This window comes from Paramicrobacterium chengjingii (assembly GCF_011751765.2).
GTDB lineage: Bacteria > Actinomycetota > Actinomycetes > Actinomycetales > Microbacteriaceae > Paramicrobacterium > Paramicrobacterium chengjingii.
Genome location: NZ_CP061169.1, coordinates 56,471 through 78,413, shown reverse-complemented (window position 1 = coordinate 78,413; position 21,943 = coordinate 56,471). Strand labels below are relative to the sequence as shown.

The following is a 21,943-nucleotide window of genomic DNA, read 5'->3' as shown; positions in this document are numbered from 1 at the left end:
AGGGCACCTCATTTCTCCGAAATTGCTGCACGTTGATAGAGCTGGCGACGTAGGCTGTGGCGGGTGAGCACAATGACGTACCTTCGCTATCCACACATTTCGAACGACCTCATCGCCTTCGTCGCAGACGACGACGTCTGGCTCGTCGGCTCCGACGGCGGCAGAGCGTGGCGACTGACAGCCGACCACGCTCCCGTGCGTCAGCCCCGACTCTCACCCGACGCCACACACGTCGCCTTCGTCTCACACCGAGACGGCCACCCCGAGCTCATGCTCGCTGACGTCACGACGGGTGCCGTGCGACGCCTCACCTGGTGGGGTGGCAGCGTGACGACTGTTCTCGGGTGGGCGTCGAACGACAGCATCCTCGTCGCCTCGAACGCGGGCGAGGCAAACATGCGCCACGCCGTCGTGAAGGCAGTGTCGCTTGACGGCAGCTTCGAGCGGCTGCGCTACGGAACCGCATCCGGTCTTGCTATCCGCTCAGACGGCGCGCTCGCCCTCAGCACCCCAGGCAGTCGCCCGCCGGCGTGGTGGAAGCGCTACCGTGGCGGCACCGCTCCGCGGCTGTGGTTTGATGCCAGCGGCACCGGCTCGTGGACTCAGCTGCTCCCCGACGAGCACGCAGGACTCGTCGACCCGATGTGGGTGGACGACAAGCTGCTCTTTGTCTCTGATCGCGCCGCGCGGTTCCCGGACCGCGCACACGAGCAGGCAAACCTGTGGGTCTGGGATGCTCCGGGCGACGGCGAACCCCGCCAGCTGACCTTCCAGACCGAAGATGACGGCTACGTGCGCGACGCCGCAACGGACGGCACGCGCGTCATCTGGCACAGTCGAGGGCAGATTCGGATGCTCGATGACATCGACGCCGAGCCGCGCACCGTCGAGGTGCGGCTGCCTGGAACCGGATCGGGGCCCGTGAGTCTTGACCCAAAGAAGAACGTCACGGCGCTGAGCCCCGATCACGGTGGCGACGCGAGCCTCGTCTGCTGGCGCGGCAAGACCTTCTGGCTCGCGCACCGTGAAGGTCCGGCGCGCGCCATCGCTGCGGCATCCGGCGTCAGAACGCGCGAGCCCGTCGTGCTCGGAAAGACGGGTTCCGTCGCGTACGTGACGGATGCCGACGGCGAAGACGCGATCGAGGTACGACGCGCCGATGCGTCTGCCGAGGGCAGGCGACTGCTCACGGGGACTCTCGGTCGAGTGCTGCATCTTGCCGCAGATCCCGAAGGCACGCGGCTTGCCGCAATCTCGCACGACGGCGCCGTGCGCCTGATTGATGTCGAGAAAGGCACCGCGCGCGACGTGGGAAGATCGCTGGCCGGGGAGGCGCTCTCGCCGACGTTCTCTCCCGACGGACGCTATCTCGCGTGGTCGCAGCCGACCGCCGGCGAGTCGGAACTGCATCAGATCCGCGTGCTCGACACCACGACGAACAACGATTCGGCCGCGCTGACAACCGGCAAGTACCATGACCACTCCCCCGCGTTCACGCGCGACGGTAAGCACATCGTGTTTCTCTCCGACCGCACGTTCGACCCGCATTACAACCAGCACGCATTCGACCTCGCGTTCTCGGGGGCCACACGACCGTGGCTCATTCCCCTCTCGGCGACAGAGCCCGCCCCCTTCGGGCCGAGCTCCGAAGGGTGGCATCTCTCGGCGGGCGGCCCCGAGGCTAGCAACCCAGAGGCGAAGGATGCTGCCGCACTCACATGCCCCGATCTCGATGCCGAGGGTGCAGAAGAGCGCATTACGCCGTTTCCCGTGCCCTCTGCTGACTACCGCGATGTGGTGGCGGCGAAAGACGGTGTGCTCTGGATTCGCGTTGCCTCTGACGAGCAGGGCGAGCTCGGGTCCCGGCGCGCCGGCGTCGCGGGCGACAAGACTCCTGATCGGGTGGAGCGCTGGTCATTCCCCGACCGCACGCTCATCACCGTTGCCGACGAGGCTGACCATTTTGCCGTTTCGGGCGACGGCGAGCGCATCGTCGTGCAGCACAAAGACGACGTCACAGTGCTGCCCGCCACGCGCAAGACTGATGACGACGACAGCGCTCGCATCTCCGTCGATATGAGTCGCCTGCGTTTTCAGCTCGACACGAGCGCCGAGTGGCGGCAGATGTTCGACGAGAACTCCCGCATCATGCGTGATCACTATTGGCGTGAAGACATGAACGGCGTCGATTGGGATGCTGTCACAGAGCGCTGGCGCTCGGTGGTCGATGCCGTGCGCACCCATGACGATCTCGTCGATGTGCTGTGGGAGACCGTCGGCGAGCTCAACACCTCCCACGCATACGTCACACCAACGAACCCACTGGGCGATGCATCTCGCAAACTCGGGTTCCTCGGCGCGGACCTCTCTGCCGCGGCGGAAGGCTGGTGCATTGACCGCATCCTGCCTGGCGAGTCGAGTGAGCCCGCCGCGCGCTCACCGTTGCGACAGGCGGGCGTCGGAGCTCGCGAGGGCGACATCATTGTCGCCGTGAACGGCGCAGCGGTCGACCCGGTGGTGGGACCTGCAGCCCATCTGATCGGCGCGGCAGACAAGCCCGTTGAGCTCACGCTCCGCAGGCCGGGCGGTGACGATCGCCGCGTCGTTGTCATTCCTCTCGGTGATGAAGAGACTCTGCGCTACCAGGACTGGGTGCGGTCGCGCCGTGATTACGTCGCAGAGCGAAGCGGAGGTCGAATCGGGTATCTTCACGTTCCCGACATGGTGAGCAGCGGCTGGGCACAGCTGAATCGCGATTTGCGCGTCGCGACCGAGGCCGAGGCGGTGATCGCCGACGTGCGGTACAACCGCGGTGGACACACCAGCCAGCTCGTTATCGAGAGACTTGCGTCCCGCGTCGTTGGATGGGCGTGGGCGAGGCAGTATGCAAAGCCGATTCCTGATCCAGACCGGGCACCGCGCGGCCCCGTGGTGCTTGTCGCAAACGAGAATTCCGGTTCCGACGGCGACATCGTCAACGCTCGGGCGCAGGCCCTTGGCGTCGGCCCGGTCATCGGCGTGCGCACGTGGGGTGGCGTCGTCGGCATCGACGGCCGTTTCGAGCTGGTCGACGGCACCGGCATCACGCAGCCGCGCTACGCAACCTGGCTGGAGGGAAAGGATTGGAGCGTCGAGAACCATGGCGTCGATCCCGACATCGAGGTGGTGCACACTCCGTCGCAGCTGTTCGAGGCAGACGACCCACAGCTTGACCGCGCAATCGACGAGGCTCTGACGCGTCTTGAGCGCACGCCGGCCGCGACGGCGCCTCCGCTTCCCGAACCGAGGGTGAGGCGCTGACCCCGCGCTACTGTGATCCGCGGTCGTGGCAGGCACTGGCACCGGTGCTCGCCACGACCGCGCCGTATTCGTCGAGAAATCTCTGCATCAGGTCGAGAAACTGGGATGCTTCGGCATCGCCGAGTGCTGCGAGTGCTGATTCGTACGCGCCGAGGCTCGCGGTGACGTCGCGCTCGAACGCCGCAAGCCCCTCGGAGGTCGGCGAAAACTCGTAAGCCGCGCCCGCCGACGACCGTTCGCGCGTCAGCAGACCATCAGCGAACGCAGCGTTCACCTGCCGATTGACTGTTGACTGTTCAAGCCGAAGTGCCGACGCAATGTCGGCAAGCGTACGCGGCTTGCGATCGGTGAACATCCAGAGAATGCGCAGGTCGGCGACACCAAGTTCGGCCTGATGTTCTTGGTGGCGACGATGAAGGTCAAGTCTCGTCAGAATTCCAGCAAGACGCCGCGCACCACTCGCGCGATCCCCTCGGGTCACGTCGCTCGCCATCATTCCTCCGCACGGTTCGATTTTGTCGAATTACGAAACAGTATGTATTCTACATATTGACGTCGATATGTAACGTACACACACAAAGGAATCCGGCACAGCCTGTGACGACAGCATCCCCCTCCTCCCCTCCTGCGCTCAGTCCAGAGCCGGCGGCGAAGCATCCCTTCGCCGCCGTCGCGGTGCTCGGCTTCGCGAGCCTCTGCGCCGCGCTCATGCAATCTCTGGTCATTCCCATTCAGCCGGTGCTCCCCGAAATTCTTTCGACGTCACCGGGCAACGCGTCGTGGGTTGTGACGGCCACACTGCTCGGCGGTGCCGTTGCCATGCCCGTCGCAGGAAGAATCGCCGACATCAAGGGCAAGAAGCCCGTGCTCGTCGTATCCGCCATCATTCTTCTCGTCGGCTCGCTCATTTGCGCGCTCTCCACAACGCTGCTTCCGGTGCTCATCGGCCGCGTCCTGCAGGGCATCGCCATGGGCTACATCCCCGTCGCAATCAGCTACGTCGGTGAGCTCGTGCCGACAAAGATGAAGAACTCGGCTGTCGCCGGAATCAGCGCAACCCTCGGCGTCGGAGGCGCGCTCGGCCTCCCGATCGCCGCGTGGATCGCCGAGGAGTTCAACTGGCAGGCGCTCTTCGCTCTTTCGAGCGTGCTCGCGGTAATCGTCACCGTTCTCTCTGCAACGCTACTTCCCTACCGTGCACCAAAACGCACGGCACGCCTTGACGTCGTCGGGGCGCTTGGACTCGCCGCCGGCGTTGTCTCCGTGCTCGTTGGCGTATCGAAGGGCAACGAGTGGGGCTGGTCATCGTTGGAAACTCTCATCGCCATCAGTGGCGGCGTCGTCGTTTTGATTGGCTGGGGCCTGTATGAGTTGCGGCACAAAGATCCACTCGTCGACCTGCGGGCGACCGCGAGGCGCCCCGTTCTGCTCACAAACCTTGCGGCGCTTCTGATCGGGTTCGGCATGATGGCCCAGTCGATCGTTGTGCCGCAGCTGCTTGAGATGCCCGCGAGCATCGACTACGGGCTGGGGCAGACCATGCTGGAAGCCGGGCTCTGGATGGCTCCGGGCGGCGTGATGATGCTGGCGTTCACTCCCATTTCGAGTCGCCTGCTCACTCGCCTCGGCGGCCGCAGCACCCTCGCCATCGGCGCAACAGTACTTGCCGGCGGGTACGTCTTCGCGTTCTTCCTCACTGCGGCGCCCTGGCAGCTGATGATCGCAACGTGCATCGCTTCGGCCGGTGTGGGAATCGGCTATGCAGCAATGCCGACTCTGGTGATGCAGAACTCACCACGCGACGAAGCGGGCGCAGCGGTGGGCGTCAACTCTCTCATGCGCTCGATGGGCACGACAGTTGCCGGCGCTGTGATGGCAATCGTGCTCACAAGCCAGACAGTGCCCGTTGGTGAGACGTCGGTTCCTGCCGAATCGGCGTTCACGACGTGCTTCGCGATCGGAGCGCTGGCCGCTCTCGCCGGCGCGGGCATCACTCTCTGCATCCGCAGGCAGAAAAATCAGACGGATGCTGTCGCCGAAGCTCCCGAGCCGCGGACCGCGCCCACGCACTGATCACGTACGGCAGCCACAGCCGCGTCACTCGACAGCGAGCGTTCGTGGAATCTCGGTGCGCAACGCGGCGAGCGTTGGCACCAGCGTCGCAACAAGCAACAGGGCGAGGCCTCCTGCTGCCACAAGGCTCACACTCGCGAATGAGATCGGCAGCGTGTTCAGCTCAAGTGCCAACACCGTGATGATGCCGCCGGAGACAATGGCGACGAGCCCCAGAATCGTCGCCGTGATCGCATAGATCACCGCTTCGAAAACGGACATCCAGACGATTGTGCGTCGCGTCGACCCTGCGGCCTGCACAAGGGCAAACTCTCGTTCTCGGGCGTGGCTCGAGATGAAGACTGTGGCCGCCGCCGCAATGCCCGAGAGCAGAAGCGGCCCACCGAGCATCAGCACAACGCTCGCGAACTCAATGCCGAAGCCCGACGCGTCACCGGTTCTCTCGATGAACGATTGCTTCAGCACCGCGACTGTGGTGTAGAGACCACCGGTGAGTGCGACGGCAACCATCAGGGGACTGATCGCGGCGGTGCTGCGGCTCAGACGGTGCGCGGCCGAGTGCCGTGCGAGATACCACGCCGCTGATGCCCTGCTCGGAACGCACGCTGTCCATGCGCGCAGCACAAGTGAAAAGAGCACGGGGCCGAGCGCGGCAATCAGCGCCGCGATCATGGGGGTGACAAAAATCGATGAGTTCATAATGAGATCGAAGTCGCCGCTGTTCATCGCCAGTGCCATCCACACAATGCCGGTCGCGGTCGCAGCAGCCAGCAGCATCCGAAACCAGGTGAGCCTCACCGACGGCGGTTCAGGTTCACGAAGCGCCTCGATCGGAGCCACCCTGCTCGCACGGCGCACCCCTCTGAGCCCGCCGAGCACAATCGTGCCGACAACGGCGACAACCACACAGCCCACGCTCGCGGCGCCGAGGTGCAAAGGCAGCCCGCTCATACCCTGCCAGTCAGCGAAGGCAAACTCGAAGACCGAGCGAAAAAGCGCACGAGCGAGGATGCTGCCGCTCACCGCGCCGAGAATACCGACGACGACCAGCTGGCCCAGAACAACGCGGCCGACCTGCCGTGGTCGAATGCCCGCAAGCTGCCACAGTGCGTAGCTGCGCTGCTGCAACGTGACAGTAAGATTGGCGCTTGAGCTGAGTACGATGAGCGCTGTCACTGAGCTGAAGGTGAGCACCACCCCGCTGCCGCCGATCATGGCCACCTGCACATCGCCCCCGTTCGATGCCCCGGTTTCCAGGAGCCCAGCGGCGATGGCCCCGACAAAACCTGCTGCAATCGTCACCACGAGAATTCCGACCCACTCGCGTGCGTGCCAACCCAGATCACTCACGACGAGGCGAATCATGCCGCCGCTCCTGCCAGACTGACGGCGTCAAGCACCTGCTCCGGCGTCGGTTCACGAAGCTCTGAGTGAATCACACCGTCGCGCAGCACAAGCACCCTGTCTGCGCGTGCCGCAGCCTCGAGATCGTGCGTGACCATCACAACCGAGCGGCCCTCACGGGTGACCCGCCGAAGCCGCTGCAGCACGCCATCGCCAGACGCGGTGTCAAGTGATCCGGTCGGCTCGTCCGCAAAGACGATGTGCGGCTTCATCGCGAGCGCGCGAGCAATCGCCACACGTTGCTGCTGGCCTCCCGACAACTGTCCCGGCTTATGCCGTGCGCGATCGCCCAGCCCTACGGCGGCGAGCGCTGCGGTCACGTCTGTGCGACGAGCTCCGCGGCGTGCGAGTCGCGCGGGCAGCGCCACATTTTCTCGAGCGCTCAGAGACGGAATGAGGTTGTACGACTGAAACACAAAGCCCACGTGGTCGCGCCGCAGGCTCGCCAGCGCGGAGCGACCCAGTTCTCCCAGCTCGTGGCCCTCCACCCGCACAGACCCCGAGTTGTATGGCTCGAGCCCCGAGAGGCAGTACAGCAGCGTCGACTTGCCCGAGCCACTCGGGCCGACAATGCTCACCATCTCCCCGTCACCCACCTCGATCGAGATGCCGCGAAGAACGGGTACCGGAGGCTGCTTCCGGCCCCCGGGAAAGGATTTCTGTAGATTGTGTGCGCTGACACGTGGAATGTTCACCGTTTGAGTCCACCGCGCATGCGCAGTGCGCGCGATCGGCCCGCCTCTACTCTTTCGGTAGACCTGGCTCTACCTTTCGCCGTCTCAGCGGTACCGCGCCTCGCGGCATCCGTACTGTAGAACCATGACGAACACGGCGTGGGGCGCGCTTCGGCGGTCGCCCGTGTCGTTTTTCGGCAGCTGGTGGCCATGTCGCTCGCTGTTGTTTCTGCTGACCAGTGCCCTGCTCGGTGTGCTGCTGCTCGCCGTGACCGTTCTCACCCTCGTGCTGCTGCCGCTGTGGGGAATCGCGCTCGGCGCACTCGAGCGGCGGCGCACGCGGCTTCTCGGCTTCGCCCGACTGCCGACGGGACACGTTCGGCTCGGCCGCGACCAACGCCCACACTGGCTGAGCATCCGGCTCGTCGAAACGGCAACGTGGCGTGAAACGGCAGCACTGTTGGTCGATATCGTTCTCGGGATGCTGTCGCTCGCCGTGCTCTTCGTCGAGTTCGCGGCACTTGCCCTTCCTGTCGCGATCGTCATTGCCGCGATCCAGGGGCCACGCGAGCTCAATCTGTTCGGCAACGTCTACGTCACCGTGACGCCGGGAAACTGGTGGCCGGCCGTACCCGTCGCCGCCGTCTTGCTCGCGTTGTTTTGCTACATCAATGCCCTGATCACCTCGGGACACGCGTACCTTCTGCGGCTGCTCTGCGGCCCACGGCAGGAGGAGCTCGAACGCAACGTCGAGAGGCTCTCGCGGTCGCGCGCCGCGCTGGTCGCGGGCTTCGAGGCCGAGCGGCGGCGCATCGAGCGCGATCTTCACGATGGCGTGCAGCAAGAACTCGTTACCCTCGCCACGCGCCTGGGCATGGTAAGCCTCGACCTTGACCAGCTCGCCGAGAAGGGGGCAGAAACGGATGCCGCGAGGGCAGCCCTCGCCACGGCGCAGGATCAGGCCGAGCACGCCATGGCGACGCTGCGCAACACCGTGCGCGGCATTCACCCCGCTGTGCTCACCGACCACGGGCTCGCTGCGGCGCTTGATGAGCTCGCCGAACGCGCGCCGGTCGAGCTGCGGCTCGACGTCGATGTCGACGACCGCATGCTCTCCGGCGTCGAGACCGCCGCCTACTACGTCGTGACCGAGGCGATCACGAATGCCGCGAAGCACACGACGGCGACACGACTGACGGTTCGGGCGCGATCGGGTGAGCACGGCTTCGACATGATGATCCTCGACAACGGCAATGGCGGCGCAGACCCAGACGCGGGCACCGGGTTGCGCGGACTCGCGGAACGCGCGGAGACCCTCGGCGGCACGTTCATGATCGACAGTCCGGTCGGCGGCCCCACAACTCTGCGCCTGCACCTGCCGCTGCCTGAACGGGAGGCCGCGCGTGCGGATTCTGCTGGCTGAAGATTCGACGCTTTTGCGCGAGGCACTCACCGCTCTCGTCGAGCGACTCGGTCATTCTGTGGTGGCGACAGCGCACGATGCAGATGAGCTTCGTCGCGTCTATGGGCGAATGGATGCCGGCTGTGACCGACCGGATCTCATCGTCACCGACGTGAGGATGCCGCCGCAGAACCGCGACGATGGCTTGGCCGCGGCCCTCAGCATCCGTCGCCAGTCTCCGACGCAGCCCGTTCTCGTGCTCTCGCAGTACATTGCCGACCGGTATGCGCGCGATCTGCTGACGCTTCCCGGGGGCGCGATCGGTTACTTGCTCAAAGACCGCATCAGCCGCGTGAACGATTTCGCGCGGTCCCTTGTGACCGTTCAGGAGGGTGGCACCGTCATCGACCCTGACGTTGTGCAGCATCTGCTGCGGCCGCGCGATCGCGGGCCGCTCGCGACGCTCACCCCACGCGAACGCGACGTGCTTGAACTCATGGCTGACGGCAAGTCGAACTCGGAGATCGCCGCGAGCCTCGTGGTGAGCGATGCCTCAGTGCGCAAGCATGTCGGCAATATCTTCGCGAAGCTCGGACTCGGTCCTGTCGAAGAGAACCGCCGCGTCAAGGCGGTGCTGACCTACCTGCACGACTCGAGGCAATAGCTGCGCACCGCGCGTCAGAACGGGTTCGACGTCAGAGGGCAGCGTGTGCTGGCGCAGCAGCCTCCTTACCCGCACCGAGCTGTGCGTGATCCGCGGACCTCGGTGATTGGCGCCCTGGCAGGTTGATTACCGTGAACACCGCTCCGACGCACACCCAGATCGCCAACAGCATCCACGGAAATGTTGTGTTGGCATCGGAAAAGTACGACAGGTCGCGAATCAGCGTTCCTGCAGCTCCGGGCGGGAACCATTGGCCGACGGCACCCCACGGCTGCACGATGAACTCCGCTGGCACCATGGCACCCGAGAGAGGATTGGCAATGAGCATCGTGAATGCCGCGCCGATCCCCGCGCCCGCAGCACCGACCAACCCAGCGAGTCCGGTGATCGTTCCCGAGATGGCAGCGATCGACAGCGCCATCGCACCCGCGTTCGCCCAATAGTCGCCCTGCAACGCTCCGTACAGCCCCTGCAGAACACCGGTCAGCACAAGGCCCGCTGCTCCCGCATAGATCAGAAGCGCTATGAGCCGGCGCACGCCGGACCCCTTGAGCACGAGGGTGATCACAACTCCGCCGAGAATTCCGCCGATGACGAGCGGGAACATCGATGCGCTCAGTCCCGCTCCGCGAGGGTCGTCTTCGCTGAGCGGAACGACGTCAGTCGTCTCGACCGTGACGACGGGGAACTCAAACTTCTGTGGCGTCTCGCCCGAGGCTGGCGGAGCCTTTTGCCCCGACATCGCCGCTTGAACCTGCTGCTCAACGGTGGCCCTGACCTGGGCATCGATCTGAGCTTGCAGTGTGCTGCTCAGCCCATCCATCATCTGTGAGACCTGGGTGCTGGCTGCCGTTGCCGACAGCACCTCGGGCGCATCCATGGGCGTCTGCCCCAGAACGACTGCACCAGAGACACTCCGCTGCGTGATCGCCGCGACGGCGGCATCCCTGTCGTCAAAGCGAGTGAGCTCGATCGCGCCGTCTGAGCCATCTTCAATCGCATCAGCAAGCTGGTCGACCTGCTTCTCCGAGCCCACGATTCCGACGGGAAGATCGCGCGGCGCGGCAGTGATCGCTGGCCAAGAGAAGGCGAGAAGAACTACTCCCACGACTACTGAGAGGGCACACGAAATGATGACGAGCCTCGGCCACGTGGTGGGGGCAGGCGGATCGGCGGGTATGCTCATGGGGACTCCAAAGAAAACGAATGTTCGTTCTTTATTATTTGTGGAGTCGGTAGTGTTGTCAAGACGAGGAGGACCGATGCCGAAGATCAGCGAAGCGCGCCGCCAGGCTCGCCGCGCCGAGATTATGGCCGCGGCACTGCGCTGTTTCGCGAGAAACGGCTACCGGGGGACGTCGATGGCCGACATCATCGCCGAGTCCCAGCTCTCGGCCGGCGCGATCTACAGTTACTTCGCCAGCAAGAAGGAGCTGATCCGTTCCGTCGCCGGTTCAGTACTCGAGGGCCGGGAGCACGAGCTTGATTCAGCGGGCGAAGATCACGTGCTGGAGCCGGCAGAGATTGCAATCACGCTGATCCGCGGGCTTCGCGCACACGCCCCGATTTCCGCGCTGCTGCAGGTGTGGTCTGAGGCCTCCGTCGACTCTGAGCTCCGCGTCGTGCTCAACGACGTCATCGGGAGGGTGCGCACGACCATCTGCCAGCAGTTGGAGATCTGGGCGCACACCCAGCAGACCATCGACGACCCTGCCGCTTGGGCACAGCACGTGACACCGACCTTGCTCGCGCTCGTGCCCGGTTACGTCATGCAGACGACCCTGACCGACAATTTCGACGACGACGACTTCCTCCGCGCACTTCCGGAGCTGCTTCGCGGCTCCGCCTGATAGGGCGGATGCTGTGACCATCGCTCACTCGTCGGTCACAGCATCCGCGCCGTGCGTCACACTGCGGCGACGGCAATCTCGTTCGGCGTGAAGTCGAACTCTGCCGACGTCTGCACGTCCCCGGTCGCCAGGTCGACGACATGAATCGCATTCGACCCAGGCTCAGTCACATAGGCGACTTCGCCGTCGGTCACGATCGCGGGGTGTGCGTCCTGCCAATCGCTGGGGCCCTCCCATGTTTCGACGACGGGAAATGCATCGATGATCTCGCCAGATGCGGGATCGAGAACGTGGATCGAACCGTCGGACGACAGGATGTATGCGTTGTCGTCTGGCCCGCGCACGACATCGCGGAACGTGTACTGAACCTCGTCGGGGAGGTCGACGACGTCGTAGGTGCCGGCCGCCGTGTCGATGAGCGTCACGGCGTTCAGCAGGTACCCCTCGGCGTCAGGGTCGCTCGTGTAGTCGCCGACGACGATGGGGCTCGTCTCGGAGACAAAGGCATTTCCCATGCGGCCGTATTCGTCCGGCGCGGTGAACTTCGTGAATTCGCCGTCTTTGAACAGGAGCGCACCGTTTTCGCAGCCAAAGATCACTGCCTCTTCGGCCGCAGTGCCCTCACCGTGGATTCCGGGGCATTCGTCGCTCGACGCGGCTTCGTGCCAGTGGTCATCGTGCGGGTGAAGTGCCACAGCTCCCGTGCGAGATTCCTCAGTACCCACCGTCGTCACAAGCGTGCCATCCTCCAGCACGATTGACACGCCATGGTGCGGTGAATCCGCTGTGTGCGTTTCAACCTCGGGCAATTCGCCGTCGCTCTCGAGCAGCGCTTTGGTGTCGAGCATCGTCGTCGTACCTGTGCCGTCGTCGAACAGCACTGTCTTTCCGTCGTGACGCACGACATGGCCGCCCGCAGTCGCCTCGATCACCACGTCAGTGAGTTCCGGGGCCGCGGTGTCGAGAACTTGGAAGCCCTTCGAGGTCGTCACGACCACGTGCTGCCCATCGCCGAAGGCGTTCAGTCGCGTGAACTGCTCAGTGTCGAATTGCTCGATGACCTCCAGCGTCTCGCCGTCAAGCACGGCGATTCCGCCGTCATACGAGACGGCGATCCTGCCCTCCTCGGCCTCGGTGCCGCCCTCAGCATTCGCTGCGCCCTCGCTGCCGTTCGCGCAACCCGTCAGCAGCAGTGAGAATCCGGCGAGCGCGGCTGCTCCTGTCATCAATCGCCTGTGTCTTTTCATCTGTTTCCCTTCCATGGTGGCCTCACTCTGCGAGGCCCTCTGCGATGCGCTCGGTGTTCGCGCGCATCATCGTGAGATAGGTGTCGGCTCCCTCGCCCGGCTCGGTGAGGGATTCCGTGTAGAGCTCAACCACGTCGACATCAACTCCGACCTCGCTTGCGAGCGCCTGAACGAGGCGGTCGGGTTGCGAGGACTCGGCGAAGATCGTCTGTACGCCGGCATCCGCTATCGCGTCGGCGAGCTCCTGCAGGTCGGACGCACTTGGTGCGGCAAGCGTCGTGCCCCCGGGAATGACCGCGCCGACGATGCGGAAGTCGAAGCGGTCGGCGAGATACCCGAAAACGTGGTGGTTAGTCACCAGCGCGCGGTCATGCTTTTCGATGGAGTCAAACGCAGCGGCCATGTCGGCGTCGAGCTCGACAAGCTGCTCCCGGTATGCGTTGGCATTCGCTGCGATCGCGGCAGCGTCGACGCCGCTCACCGCACCAATTTTCTCCGTCAGTGCGTCGACGACGTCGATCATGCGCGCGGGGTCGGTCCAGAAGTGAGGATCCGGTGCGCCGGCGGCGTCACCCGAATCATATGGAAGCACGTCGATCATGTCGCCCGCGGCATCGAGCTCTGTGCCAGATGACACCGCGGCGTCGAGGTGCCGCTGCAGCCCTTCCTCGAGCCCAAGGCCGTTCGACACAACGAGGTCGGCGTCCCTCAGCTGCGCCGCTTCTTGAGCGGAGATCTCGAACGAGTGCGGGTCCGCGTTCGGCTTCATGAGCGTCGTGACCTGTGCCTCATCGCCCGCGATATTTTCGACGACGTCGCCCAGGATGTTGGTGGTGACGACGATCTGCACATCGCTCGCGGCCACGTCAGTCTCAGCGCACGAGGTGAGTCCCAGCGTCGTGAGCAGAAGAGCGGCGGCACCGAGGCCTGTGGCTGCCCTCATCGGCCCACCTCTGCCATGTGCACGGGATGTGTCGGGGTCTCGAGAGTGCGAGCGATGCGAGCTCCGTCGGCGTAGGCAATCTCGTGGACTACCCCGTCGACGGGAGCGTTCAGGTACGCCCGTTGCCCATCGACGACGAGCGTCACGGTCGCGAACTGCTCACGCTCGAATGCCTCGGAGAGCAGCGGCTCGGTTGCCGAGATCTGCTCACCGGATTCGGCCTGGTAAACGAGCACGCGACCGCCCTCGTCTAAGGCGATGACGTGGCCCTCCTCGTCGTCGACTGCCGTCACGCGCACGAGCGCAGCATCCGTCTCGACCAGCTTCCACGAAGCTTCGCGAGTGTCGAGAAGCCAGAACCCGGTATTCCCGGCGATTGCAGCCACCGTCGGTCTTCCCTTGCGGCCGTCAAATGCCGTGGCCCGCTCGGCTTCAACGCCCTCGGGGTACGGTGCCCGTTCGAATTCCGGCTGGCCGTCATCTGCTGTGGCGATCACGGCACCATCGGCGCACCCGATGGCAAGGCCCACCCGCGTCGTGATCGTGCCCACAGGGTCGATGCACGGGGCACCGACGTCGGTCGCCGTTCCGTCAGCCTCGTAGAAGCGAAGCGTGTCGCCGTCTGACACGATCGCACCGGAGCCCACGGGTGCGGCGATACCGCTCGTCGACCCTGTATCGAGACGGAACGTCTCCTCGATTTCACCCTTCGAAAGAGCGTCATTGTCGATCAGAACCACCTCGCTCGACCCGTCGAACCGCAAAACCGTGCCACCAGCCGTTGACAGCATCCCCGTTGCAACCGTCACGGGCCCTTTGCCCTTAACCGTGCCGACTATCGTCGGGGTGCCCCGGTAGTAGTGAAAGTGGTCGACGTGATCCCACGTCCAGACGCCGCTGTCGATTACCTCAATGCCCGCATCTGTCGTGGCAAATACGTACCGGCCGTCTGTCGCCGTCTCGTGCGGTGCTCCGATCTCTCCGAGCATCGTCGTCTCCCCGTCAAGGAGGTCGAGCACGCCAGCGGCTCCCGACTCATCGATCGACACGAGCTGCAGTGGGGGCTCGGCGGCTTCGACGGCTCCGGCGACAGCGCCGTGGCCGTCATCTGATTTCCCCGGTGGGGCCTTCGCGTCGGATGTTGCGGCAGAGCATGCCGACGTGGCGAGAAGCAGCACGACGGTCGAAGCGAGAAGGAGTGGACGGCGAAGCGACATCAGGACCTTTCGAGGATCGATGAAACGGGCGATGCGGGTGCACGAGATGTTGTCTGTGCGAAGGGGGCCGCAGGTGACGTGGACTCTGGCGGCGTCTGGGGCCGGATGCTGTCGTGGGGAGTCGCCTCTCGGCGCAGCCGCTCGGCGGCAGTGCGGGCCAGCGAGGATGCCGCGGCGAGCACGATGGCGGACAGAGCGATGGATGCCCCGGCCGCGGTGCCGAAGTGCCACGACAGGAGTAGGCCGGTCAGCACGGCGACAGCACCCACTGCGGCGGCGAGCGCCATGATCGCGGGGATGCGATCGGCCCAGACCCGGGCGGCGACGGCGGGAGCGATCAGAAGTCCGACGACGAGCAGCGATCCCACTGCCTGGTACGACGCTACAACGGCAAGCGTCACGAGGCCCACGAGCGCACCGTGAGCGACCTGAGGGGCGAGGCCGAGGGTCGTCGCAATCCGCCCGTCGAACGCGGCGACGACGAATGCCCGATGGAGCACGCCAGCGACGACGAGTGTCGCGGCGAGGGCGACAGCGAGGATCGCGATGTCACCGGCACCGATGGCGAGAATGTCACCGAACAGCATCGCCGTCGCGTCAGTTGCGAAAGTGCGCGAATGAGAGACGATGATCACGCCGAGCGAGAGCATCCCGACGAACAGCAGGCCGATGCTCGTGTCGTACGACAAGCGGCCACGTCGCTGAAGTAGTCCGATGGCCGTGCTCATCGCGATCGCGCTCACCGCGGCGCCGGCGACGAGAGGGAAGCCCAGCAGACTTGCGAGAGCGACGCCCGGCAGCATCCCGTGCCCGATGGCCTCGCCAAGAAACGCCATCCCCCGAATAACGACCCAGGTTCCGACAACGCCGCAGATTGCCGCGACGAGCAGGCCTCCGACGGCGGCGCGCACGACGAAATCGGCGGTGAGGGGATCAATGAGCCAGGACACAGAACAGACACTAGTCGAGAATGAGAACGATTATCAATTGCTATAGTGGATCGATGCTTCCCTCACACCACGCTGTCCGTGCCGAGTCTGTCTGCTTCGCCTACCAGCAGAGCGATGTTCTGCACGACGTCTCCGTCGAGCTCGCGCGCGGCGAGGTCACGGCCCTGACAGGGGCCAACGGCTCGGGCAAATCAACGCTCGTCGAGCTTCTCGCCGGCGTGCTGGCCCCGCGACGGGGCAGCATCGAGCGTTCCGGCAACATCGCCCTTGTCGTGCAACGTCCGCAGGCTCCAGAAGCCCTGCCCGTAACCGTGCGCGACGTCGTCACCATGGGCACGTGGGCGCGCGGGCACCGCCTTCGCGGAGCTGCCACCCGGGCAGCTGTCGCCGAGGCGATCGAGCGCGTCGGCCTCACCGCACTCGCGTCCCGGCCGCTGACCTCGTTGTCGGGCGGTCAGCGTCAGCGAGCGCTCGTCGCTCAGGGCATCGTCAGGCGCCCGGCATTACTTCTGCTCGACGAGCCGGCCGCCGGCCTCGACGCCCACAGCCGTGCGCGTACCCAAGCCATCCTCGCGGAAGAGGCATCGCGGGGTGCCGCGGTCGTCTGCGTCACCCATGACGACGACGCGATCGGGGCGGCCGACCGGATCGTCCGTCTCGAGCACGGTCGCGTCGTCAGCGCGTCGCCGTCACAGCATCCTGAAGGGCCGACAGAATGAATTCGGCGATGCCGTCCGTCGCATTCGGCCCCATGAGGCCAATGCGCCACACCGAATCCGCGTAGACGCCGACTCCTGCGCCGATCTCCATGCTGTACTTCTCGAGCAGAAAGCTGCGCACAGCTGCCGAGTCGACGTCACCGGGAACCTTCACCGTCGTCAACGACGGCAGCCGGTGGCCCTCGGCTGCGAACAGCTCGAAGCCCCGCTCCTGCAACCCGTCGCGCAGCGCTGTGCCAGCCGCCGCGTGGCGCGCCCACACGTTCTCAAGACCCTCACCGAGGATGCGGTCGAGCGCCGCCTCGAGGCTCGCGATCATGGCGACGGGCGCCGTGTGGTGGTAGGTGCGCTTGGCGCCCGATGCAGCGCCGACATAGCCGCCCAGCATTCCGAGGTCGAGATACCAGGAGCGCGGATTCTCGACCCGGCGGTCGAAGGCACGGTCTGACACCGTGAACGGTGCGAGTCCCGGCGCGACGCCGAGGCACTTCTGCGTTCCGGCGTAGCCGATGTCGATTCCCCAGTCGTCCGCGCGCAGCTCGACGCCGCCGATGGAGGTGACTGCATCGACGAGCAGCAGGGCGTCGCCCTTCAACGCGCCGAGCGCCGCGATGTCAGAAAGCACGCCCGTTGAGGTCTCGGCGTGCACGGCGGCGATGATTTTGGGGTTCGGATGCGCGTCGGCGACGCGCTGCGGGTCGATCGGCTGCCCGTATTCGTGGTCGACACGAACGACCGCTGCCCCGCACCGCCCTGCGACGTCGCACATGCGCTCACCGAAGAGGCCGTTCACGGCGATGACGACGACGTCGCCCGGCTCGACCATGTTGACGAATGCGGCCTCCATGCCGGCCGATCCTGTCGCACTGAGCGGCAGCGTGCGCGCATTCTGCGTTCCCCATACCTCGCGCAGACCGTCGCACGTGCGGTCGATCCGCTCGATGAAGAGCGGGTCGAGGTGCCCGAGCAGCGGGTACCCGAGCGCCATTGTCGCCTCGGCGTAGGGGTTCGTCGGCCCCGGGCCGAACAGGCTGCGCGTGGTAATGGGTGTCTGCATGGGCTGCTCCCTCGTGGCTCTTGGGCGTGACGCAGCGGCGCGTGGGTCACGCCCTCCATTGAATCAGTAGCCCACACGGATCTGAGCCAGGACGCACCCTGTATCAGGCTGCTCAGTTGTTCAGCGTGCGGATGCGCGAGGTGAGCGCGGTCGCAAACCAGCACCACGCAGCGTATGGCGCGAGCGCCCAGCCGAGTCCCCGATGCACCCGGCCCGCCCTCCGGGCAAGATCGGTGCTGCTGACCGCGAGACCCGTCGCGGTGCCGAGAGCCAGATCAAGATCGTGCTGACGAAAGAAGGTCCACGACCAGCTCGCGTTGAGCGCGAGATTCAGCAGCAGTGCGCGCCGATACCCGTGTGCTGGATCCGATGCTGCATCTGCCTGCGGTCCCGCGTACTTCACGCCGAGGCTCTCACGGCGCTTCTGCGCGGCCCGCTCCCGGGCGCGCGGCACGAGTACTGCCGCCGAGGTCAGCGCGATGCTCGCATACAATACCGGCCAGACAAGGGGAAACGTCTTTGCCGGTGGCTGAAAATCGGGCTTATACAGTTTCTTGTACCAGCGACCGTTAACGTCTTGCGTCGCCGCGGCACCGACGAGCGCGGTGGCCGTCACGAGTGCACTCGTACCGAGAAGCTTCTTCGCGAACATGCGTCCTCATTCCAGAAAGGTTGCGTGCGGCCATGCTACGCGGAGCCATCCGCGTCGGCACAGCTTGCATGTTACGAAGCACCGGATGCTGTGGGTGCCCGGCCTCGCTTTCGTCGCGAATGTCGGTGTCGTGTGCGATTTCGTTGTGGCCGTACGATGGCGGGGGGTCATGAGAAAGGCGGTAGCGATGCCAAAGTTCAGCGTCGGCGACCACGTGAGCTGGAATTCCGAAGCCGGGAGCGTCTCGGGCACGATCACGAAGGTGCACACGACTGACTTCGCGTACAAGGGGCACACACGGCACGCGTCGGACGATGACCCGCAGTATGAGATCAAGAGCGACAAAACAGACCACATCGCGGCGCACAAGGGCTCGGCTCTGAAGCGCATCGCGAAGTAGCATCCGTGTCTGTTCCGGTTTTCACGATCGGGCACTCCGATCGTTCGATCGACGATTTCATCGGGATGCTGCGTGCGCACGACGTCGGTCAGATCGTCGACGTGCGCAGACTCCCGGGCTCGCGTGCGCATCCACAATTCAATGATGATTCCCTGGCTGAATCACTGCGTACCGCCGGCATCGGGTACCTGCGCGTTGAGGAGCTGACGGGCAGGCGCCCCGTTTCGAAGGACGTTCCGTTTGAGGTGAACGCATTCTGGAACAATCGCAGCTTCCACAACTACGCCGACTATGCGCTCGGCGCCGAATTCGGCCACGGCCTCGCCCGGTTACGTGAGCTGAGCAGTCATCACCGCACGGCCGTGATGTGCTCGGAGGCCGTGTGGTGGCGGTGCCACCGGCGCATCATCGCCGATCACCTGATCTCTCATGGGGATGACGTTCACCACATCATGAGTGTGACGAAAGCGGATGCTGCGAGCCTGATGTCCGGCGCGGTCACTCACGCTGACCGCTCAGTCACGTATCCGCCAACGGGACACTAGCGCGGGTGCTGACGCAAAACCCCAGACCAGCGCGCGTCGTGGAATAATCGGGTACCACCTGGTGGAGTAATCCACCACTAAACACCGGAGTAATCCGTTGCATTAAGTTGGAGTAATCCACCAGTTTGCTAAACTGCACCCATGACTGGTTACATCGACCGCATTGTCGACGCCGAAATCGCAGCAGGACTGAACTCGAGCGGAGCGCTCGTCATTCACGGCGCTCGAGCCGTGGGAAAGACTGAATCGGCCCGGCGTGTGGCCGCGTCAGAGTTGCGACTTGATGCGTCCGATGCCCGCGCCGTCTTAGCGAGAGAACAGCCTGCCTCAGCCTTGGACGGACCCACACCACGACTTCTGGACGAGTGGCAGCTGGTCCCTGAACTCTGGAATGCTGTTCGCCACGAGGTCGACGACCGACGTCGCGTCGCACAGTTCATCCTCTCGGGATCAGCGACGCCAGACGACGATGCCACTCGACATTCCGGGGCCGGTCGGTTTCGGCAACTCACCATGCGAACGCTGGCCTTGACAGAAACGGGTGAGTCTTCGGGCGCGGTGTCACTCGGTGCGCTGCTCGCCGGCGACACCATCCCGAACGCTGAGTCCCCGTCTGACTTTGAAACCGTCGTGACGCGCATTGTGACCGGCGGTTGGCCGGGTTGGCATGACAGCAGCGAGACTGATGCCCTCGCGCGCGGTTCATCGTACGCCGCCGACATTGCTCAGCACGACTTCCCCCAGGTTGCAGGCACGCGGCGAGACCCCCGACGGTTCATGGCCTATATGCGTGCAATCGCGGGGCTATCAGCACAGCCAGCTGGCTACACCACGATCACACGACGAATGCAGGAAGAGAGCAGCCTCTCGGCAAGCCTTGGTACTGTACCGATACTCCATGACCTCGCCGAGAGGATGTTTCTCGTCGAAGATCAACCGGCATGGGCCCCACGTCTCCGCTCGCGCAGCGCACTCCTGCAGATGCCGAAGCGACATCTCGCCGATCCGTCCCTCGCCGCAGCGCTCCTCGGCGCTGGGACGAAGCGACTGCTTCTCGAACCGGAGACGCTGGGGTTTCTCTTCGAATCTCAGGTCGTCCACGATCTTCGCGTGTATGCACAAGCCCTTGGTGCCCGCGGAGTCTTCCATTATCGAGACTCTAAGGGCCGCGACGAGATCGATATCGTCATCGAGGACGACGACGGCTCGTGGGTCGCCATCGAGGTAAAGCTTGGAATCAAGGCCGTCGATTCGGCTGCATCGAACCTTCTGCGCGTGACGTCGAAGATTGCACGGCAGCCGGCGGCGGTCGTCATCGTCGTGCCCTCCGGAGTCGCCCATCGACGAATCGACGGCGTCTTCGTGGTGCCTCTCACGACCCTCGGTGTCTAAACTTACGATCGGCGCCTTGAGCTGGTGCCTGCGGGTGCCGAAGTACTTGAGCTAGGAAGCGGTCCGGGTCGTGACGCACTCGCCAATGCCGAGCTGCTGCACCTCAAACGCTCCGAGATGCCGCGATCCGCAGAACGATGGATCACACTGATCGCACGAAAGCGGCGATAGCTCAGCCACCTCAATTGCGGTGTACCACCACATTGTCAGGTGGTACACTGAGAATCGTGCCCACCGCATTGCCTCGATTCCAAGTGACCCAGACCGACGATGTCAAGTGGGCCCTTACTGTTGCCGGGGAGCGCTGGCCCGAGGCAACGCGCAGTGAGCTTGTGGCGCGCCTCTTCACTACCGGCGCCGCAGCCATCGCTGACGAGAACGAATCTCAACGTGAGCGCCGTCAAGAAGCAATCGACTTCGCATCTGGTCTTCTCACCGCCGCGTACGAGCCCGATTACCTCGAGAGTCTTCGACAGGACTGGCCCGAGTGATCGTTCTCGACGCGAGCATTGTCATCGCACTTCTCTCGAATGACGACGACCACCACAATCGAGCCGTTTCCTTCTTTCACTCCACGTTCAGCGAAGGCTACATCGCGCACTCGTTGACGCTCGCTGAGATTCTCGTTGGTCCCGTACGCGCCCGCCGCGAGACTGTCGCGCTCCGGGCTATTGACGGACTCGGCATCTCAGAGTGGTCGCCTGGCGAGGGCAGCGCAGCCCGGCTCGCTACCCTTCGCGCAGAATCATCACTGAAACTGCCCGACTGTTGTGTTCTCGATGCCGCCATCGAAACCAGTTCGAGTCTCGCGACGTTCGATCAAAAGCTCGCCACCACCGCCGCGGCACTTGGAGTGCGCGTAGCGACTGACGGTCGGCACTAGTCACCGCTCCCATTTGGGCGGGGGCGGTGTCCACTCCGCCATCGCTCGAAGCAGCGTACTCGGATTCTCCTCGACGATCAGGGCGTCGCTGAACGCCGGAGCGATGAACCCCTTCTCTGTCATTGACGCGATCATGCTCACGAGCGGCTGCCAGAATCCGTCGACGTCGAGCAGCGCGACCGGCTTGGCGTGGATGCCCAACTGCTGCCACGTCCACGCTTCGAAGAGCTCCTCCAGCGTGCCTGCACCACCCGGCAGCGCAACGAACCCGTCGCCAAGCTCAGCCATGCGCTGCTTGCGCTGATGCATATCGGACACAACCTCGAGGTGAGTGAGACTCTTATGCGCGATCTCGCGATCGACGAGCGCCTGCGGCATCACTCCGCGTACCTCGCCGCCACGTGAGAGAAGCGCGTCAGCGACGGCGCCCATCAGCCCGACGTGCCCGCCGCCATACACGGCACCGATGCCCGCCTCGGCGAGCGCGTGCCCGAACGATGTCACCGCGGTGGCGTACAGGGGGTCGTTTCCGACAGCGGATCCGGTGAAGACGGTCACTCGTCGCAGCATC

Annotated in this window: 22 protein-coding genes; 11 read left to right on the top strand and 11 right to left on the bottom strand. The window is 64.8% G+C overall.

Annotation, left to right across the window (positions count from 1 at the left end; translation table 11 throughout):
- The first annotated feature begins 72 nt into the window (after positions 1 to 72).
- On the top strand, positions 73 to 3,300 hold the full coding sequence (locus HCR76_RS00415) for a S41 family peptidase (protein WP_166988081.1): 3,228 nt from the start codon (positions 73 to 75) through the stop codon (positions 3,298 to 3,300).
- Positions 3,301 to 3,307: 7 nt separating this feature from the next.
- Here HCR76_RS00415 and HCR76_RS00410 read toward each other — a convergent pair whose 3' ends face one another.
- Positions 3,308 to 3,796 carry a MarR family winged helix-turn-helix transcriptional regulator gene (locus HCR76_RS00410; protein ID WP_198248104.1) on the bottom strand — a complete coding sequence of 163 codons (489 nt, stop codon included), beginning with the start codon at positions 3,794 to 3,796 and terminating at the stop codon, positions 3,308 to 3,310.
- Positions 3,797 to 3,897: 101 nt separating this feature from the next.
- Here HCR76_RS00410 and HCR76_RS00405 point away from each other — a divergent pair, with 101 nt between their 5' ends.
- Entirely contained in the window at positions 3,898 to 5,373 is a 1,476-nt protein-coding gene (locus HCR76_RS00405; protein ID WP_198248103.1) for an MFS transporter, read from the top strand.
- A 24-nt stretch (positions 5,374 to 5,397) separates the two neighbouring features.
- Here the strand turns inward: HCR76_RS00405 and HCR76_RS00400 are convergent, their stop codons facing one another.
- Together HCR76_RS00400 and HCR76_RS00395 are read right to left on the bottom strand one after the other, a co-directional pair.
- Positions 5,398 to 6,738, bottom strand: a complete 1,341-nt coding sequence (locus HCR76_RS00400; RefSeq protein WP_166985987.1) for an FtsX-like permease family protein — start codon at positions 6,736 to 6,738, stop codon at positions 5,398 to 5,400.
- Entirely contained in the window at positions 6,735 to 7,472 is a 738-nt protein-coding gene (locus HCR76_RS00395; RefSeq protein ID WP_244971438.1) for an ABC transporter ATP-binding protein, read from the bottom strand. Before HCR76_RS00395 ends, HCR76_RS00400 begins: the two co-directional genes overlap by 4 nt.
- A gap of 124 nt (positions 7,473 to 7,596) precedes the next feature.
- Between HCR76_RS00395 and HCR76_RS00390 the strand changes: the two genes are divergently transcribed.
- Positions 7,597 to 8,874 carry a sensor histidine kinase gene (locus HCR76_RS00390; RefSeq protein ID WP_166985990.1) on the top strand — a complete coding sequence of 426 codons (1,278 nt, stop codon included), beginning with the start codon at positions 7,597 to 7,599 and terminating at the stop codon, positions 8,872 to 8,874.
- A complete protein-coding gene (locus tag HCR76_RS00385) occupies positions 8,855 to 9,517 on the top strand; it encodes a response regulator transcription factor (protein ID WP_166985993.1) in 663 nt (220 codons plus the stop codon). Before HCR76_RS00390 ends, HCR76_RS00385 begins: the two co-directional genes overlap by 20 nt.
- Positions 9,518 to 9,548: 31 nt before the next feature.
- Here HCR76_RS00385 and HCR76_RS00380 read toward each other — a convergent pair whose 3' ends face one another.
- Entirely contained in the window at positions 9,549 to 10,703 is a 1,155-nt protein-coding gene (locus HCR76_RS00380; protein ID WP_166985996.1) for a hypothetical protein, read from the bottom strand.
- Positions 10,704 to 10,779: 76 nt separating this feature from the next.
- On the opposite strand from HCR76_RS00380, the gene HCR76_RS00375 reads away from it, so the two are divergent.
- Positions 10,780 to 11,367, top strand: a complete 588-nt coding sequence (locus HCR76_RS00375; protein WP_166985999.1) for a TetR/AcrR family transcriptional regulator — start codon at positions 10,780 to 10,782, stop codon at positions 11,365 to 11,367.
- 56 nt (positions 11,368 to 11,423) lie between these two features.
- On the opposite strand, the gene aztD is transcribed toward HCR76_RS00375, so the two are convergent.
- Genes aztD through aztB form a run of 4 tightly spaced genes read right to left on the bottom strand, consistent with a single transcriptional unit; the run spans position 11,424 to position 15,724 of the window.
- A complete protein-coding gene (gene aztD / locus HCR76_RS00370; protein ID WP_235934435.1) occupies positions 11,424 to 12,593 on the bottom strand; it encodes a zinc metallochaperone AztD in 1,170 nt (389 codons plus the stop codon).
- 43 nt (positions 12,594 to 12,636) lie between these two features.
- Positions 12,637 to 13,557: a zinc ABC transporter substrate-binding protein AztC gene (gene aztC / locus HCR76_RS00365; RefSeq protein WP_166986005.1), complete on the bottom strand. Its 921-nt coding sequence runs from the start codon at positions 13,555 to 13,557 to the stop codon at positions 12,637 to 12,639.
- Complete coding sequence (locus HCR76_RS00360; RefSeq protein ID WP_166986009.1) at positions 13,554 to 14,774, bottom strand: ABC transporter; 1,221 nt, start codon at positions 14,772 to 14,774, stop codon at positions 13,554 to 13,556. Before HCR76_RS00360 ends, aztC begins: the two co-directional genes overlap by 4 nt.
- Entirely contained in the window at positions 14,774 to 15,724 is a 951-nt protein-coding gene (gene aztB, locus HCR76_RS00355; protein ID WP_166986012.1) for a zinc ABC transporter permease AztB, read from the bottom strand. Before aztB ends, HCR76_RS00360 begins: the two co-directional genes overlap by 1 nt.
- Positions 15,725 to 15,777: 53 nt before the next feature.
- On the opposite strand from aztB, the gene aztA reads away from it, so the two are divergent.
- Entirely contained in the window at positions 15,778 to 16,443 is a 666-nt protein-coding gene (gene aztA / locus HCR76_RS00350; RefSeq protein WP_166986015.1) for a zinc ABC transporter ATP-binding protein AztA, read from the top strand.
- Here the strand turns inward: aztA and HCR76_RS00345 are convergent.
- Positions 16,400 to 17,500 (bottom strand): pyridoxal-phosphate-dependent aminotransferase family protein, encoded by a 1,101-nt coding sequence (locus HCR76_RS00345; protein ID WP_166986018.1) that lies wholly within the window; start codon positions 17,498 to 17,500, stop codon positions 16,400 to 16,402. The genes aztA and HCR76_RS00345 overlap by 44 nt on opposite strands.
- Positions 17,501 to 17,612: 112 nt before the next feature.
- Positions 17,613 to 18,152 carry a TspO/MBR family protein gene (locus HCR76_RS00340; protein ID WP_166986021.1) on the bottom strand — a complete coding sequence of 180 codons (540 nt, stop codon included), beginning with the start codon at positions 18,150 to 18,152 and terminating at the stop codon, positions 17,613 to 17,615.
- A 187-nt stretch (positions 18,153 to 18,339) separates the two neighbouring features.
- Here HCR76_RS00340 and HCR76_RS00335 point away from each other — a divergent pair, with 187 nt between their 5' ends.
- The 5 genes from HCR76_RS00335 to HCR76_RS00315 all read left to right on the top strand — a co-directional run bounded on the left by HCR76_RS00335 (position 18,340) and on the right by HCR76_RS00315 (position 21,372).
- Positions 18,340 to 18,552, top strand: coding sequence for a hypervirulence associated TUDOR domain-containing protein (locus tag HCR76_RS00335; RefSeq protein WP_166986024.1), 213 nt, complete (start codon positions 18,340 to 18,342; stop codon positions 18,550 to 18,552).
- A gap of 5 nt (positions 18,553 to 18,557) precedes the next feature.
- Positions 18,558 to 19,097, top strand: a complete 540-nt coding sequence (locus HCR76_RS00330) for a DUF488 domain-containing protein (protein WP_166986026.1) — start codon at positions 18,558 to 18,560, stop codon at positions 19,095 to 19,097.
- 141 nt (positions 19,098 to 19,238) lie between these two features.
- Positions 19,239 to 20,489: an ATP-binding protein gene (locus HCR76_RS00325; RefSeq protein ID WP_166986029.1), complete on the top strand. Its 1,251-nt coding sequence runs from the start codon at positions 19,239 to 19,241 to the stop codon at positions 20,487 to 20,489.
- Positions 20,490 to 20,716: 227 nt separating this feature from the next.
- Positions 20,717 to 20,980 carry a hypothetical protein gene (locus HCR76_RS00320; protein ID WP_166986032.1) on the top strand — a complete coding sequence of 88 codons (264 nt, stop codon included), beginning with the start codon at positions 20,717 to 20,719 and terminating at the stop codon, positions 20,978 to 20,980.
- The gene (locus HCR76_RS00315) at positions 20,977 to 21,372 is read left to right on the top strand and encodes a type II toxin-antitoxin system VapC family toxin (RefSeq protein ID WP_166986035.1); all 396 of its coding nucleotides are present in this window, start codon (positions 20,977 to 20,979) and stop codon (positions 21,370 to 21,372) included. The genes HCR76_RS00320 and HCR76_RS00315 overlap by 4 nt, the downstream gene beginning before the upstream one ends.
- Here HCR76_RS00315 and HCR76_RS00310 read toward each other — a convergent pair whose 3' ends face one another.
- On the bottom strand, positions 21,373 to 21,942 hold the full coding sequence (locus HCR76_RS00310) for an LOG family protein (protein WP_166986038.1): 570 nt from the start codon (positions 21,940 to 21,942) through the stop codon (positions 21,373 to 21,375). It lies immediately after the preceding gene.
- Position 21,943: the final 1 nt, after the last annotated feature.

What these genes read in the sequence shown, in the direction of transcription:
- HCR76_RS00340 (WP_166986021.1), bottom strand. Translation starts at nt 18,152, where the DNA reads ATGTTCGCGAAGAAGCTTCTCGGTACGAGTGCACTCGTGACGGCCACC.
- HCR76_RS00390 (WP_166985990.1), top strand. Translation starts at nt 7,597, where the DNA reads ATGACGAACACGGCGTGGGGCGCGCTTCGGCGGTCGCCCGTGTCGTTT.
- HCR76_RS00345 (WP_166986018.1), bottom strand. Translation starts at nt 17,500, where the DNA reads ATGCAGACACCCATTACCACGCGCAGCCTGTTCGGCCCGGGGCCGACG.
- aztA (WP_166986015.1), top strand. Translation starts at nt 15,778, where the DNA reads ATGCTTCCCTCACACCACGCTGTCCGTGCCGAGTCTGTCTGCTTCGCC.
- HCR76_RS00325 (WP_166986029.1), top strand. Translation starts at nt 19,239, where the DNA reads ATGACTGGTTACATCGACCGCATTGTCGACGCCGAAATCGCAGCAGGA.
- HCR76_RS00360 (WP_166986009.1), bottom strand. Translation starts at nt 14,774, where the DNA reads ATGTCGCTTCGCCGTCCACTCCTTCTCGCTTCGACCGTCGTGCTGCTT.
- HCR76_RS00410 (WP_198248104.1), bottom strand. Translation starts at nt 3,796, where the DNA reads ATGATGGCGAGCGACGTGACCCGAGGGGATCGCGCGAGTGGTGCGCGG.
- HCR76_RS00400 (WP_166985987.1), bottom strand. Translation starts at nt 6,738, where the DNA reads ATGATTCGCCTCGTCGTGAGTGATCTGGGTTGGCACGCACGCGAGTGG.
- aztC (WP_166986005.1), bottom strand. Translation starts at nt 13,557, where the DNA reads ATGAGGGCAGCCACAGGCCTCGGTGCCGCCGCTCTTCTGCTCACGACG.
- HCR76_RS00415 (WP_166988081.1), top strand. Translation starts at nt 73, where the DNA reads ATGACGTACCTTCGCTATCCACACATTTCGAACGACCTCATCGCCTTC.
- HCR76_RS00335 (WP_166986024.1), top strand. Translation starts at nt 18,340, where the DNA reads ATGCCAAAGTTCAGCGTCGGCGACCACGTGAGCTGGAATTCCGAAGCC.
- aztD (WP_235934435.1), bottom strand. Translation starts at nt 12,593, where the DNA reads ATGACAGGAGCAGCCGCGCTCGCCGGATTCTCACTGCTGCTGACGGGT.
- HCR76_RS00380 (WP_166985996.1), bottom strand. Translation starts at nt 10,703, where the DNA reads ATGAGCATACCCGCCGATCCGCCTGCCCCCACCACGTGGCCGAGGCTC.
- HCR76_RS00310 (WP_166986038.1), bottom strand. Translation starts at nt 21,942, where the DNA reads ATGCTGCGACGAGTGACCGTCTTCACCGGATCCGCTGTCGGAAACGAC.
- HCR76_RS00375 (WP_166985999.1), top strand. Translation starts at nt 10,780, where the DNA reads ATGCCGAAGATCAGCGAAGCGCGCCGCCAGGCTCGCCGCGCCGAGATT.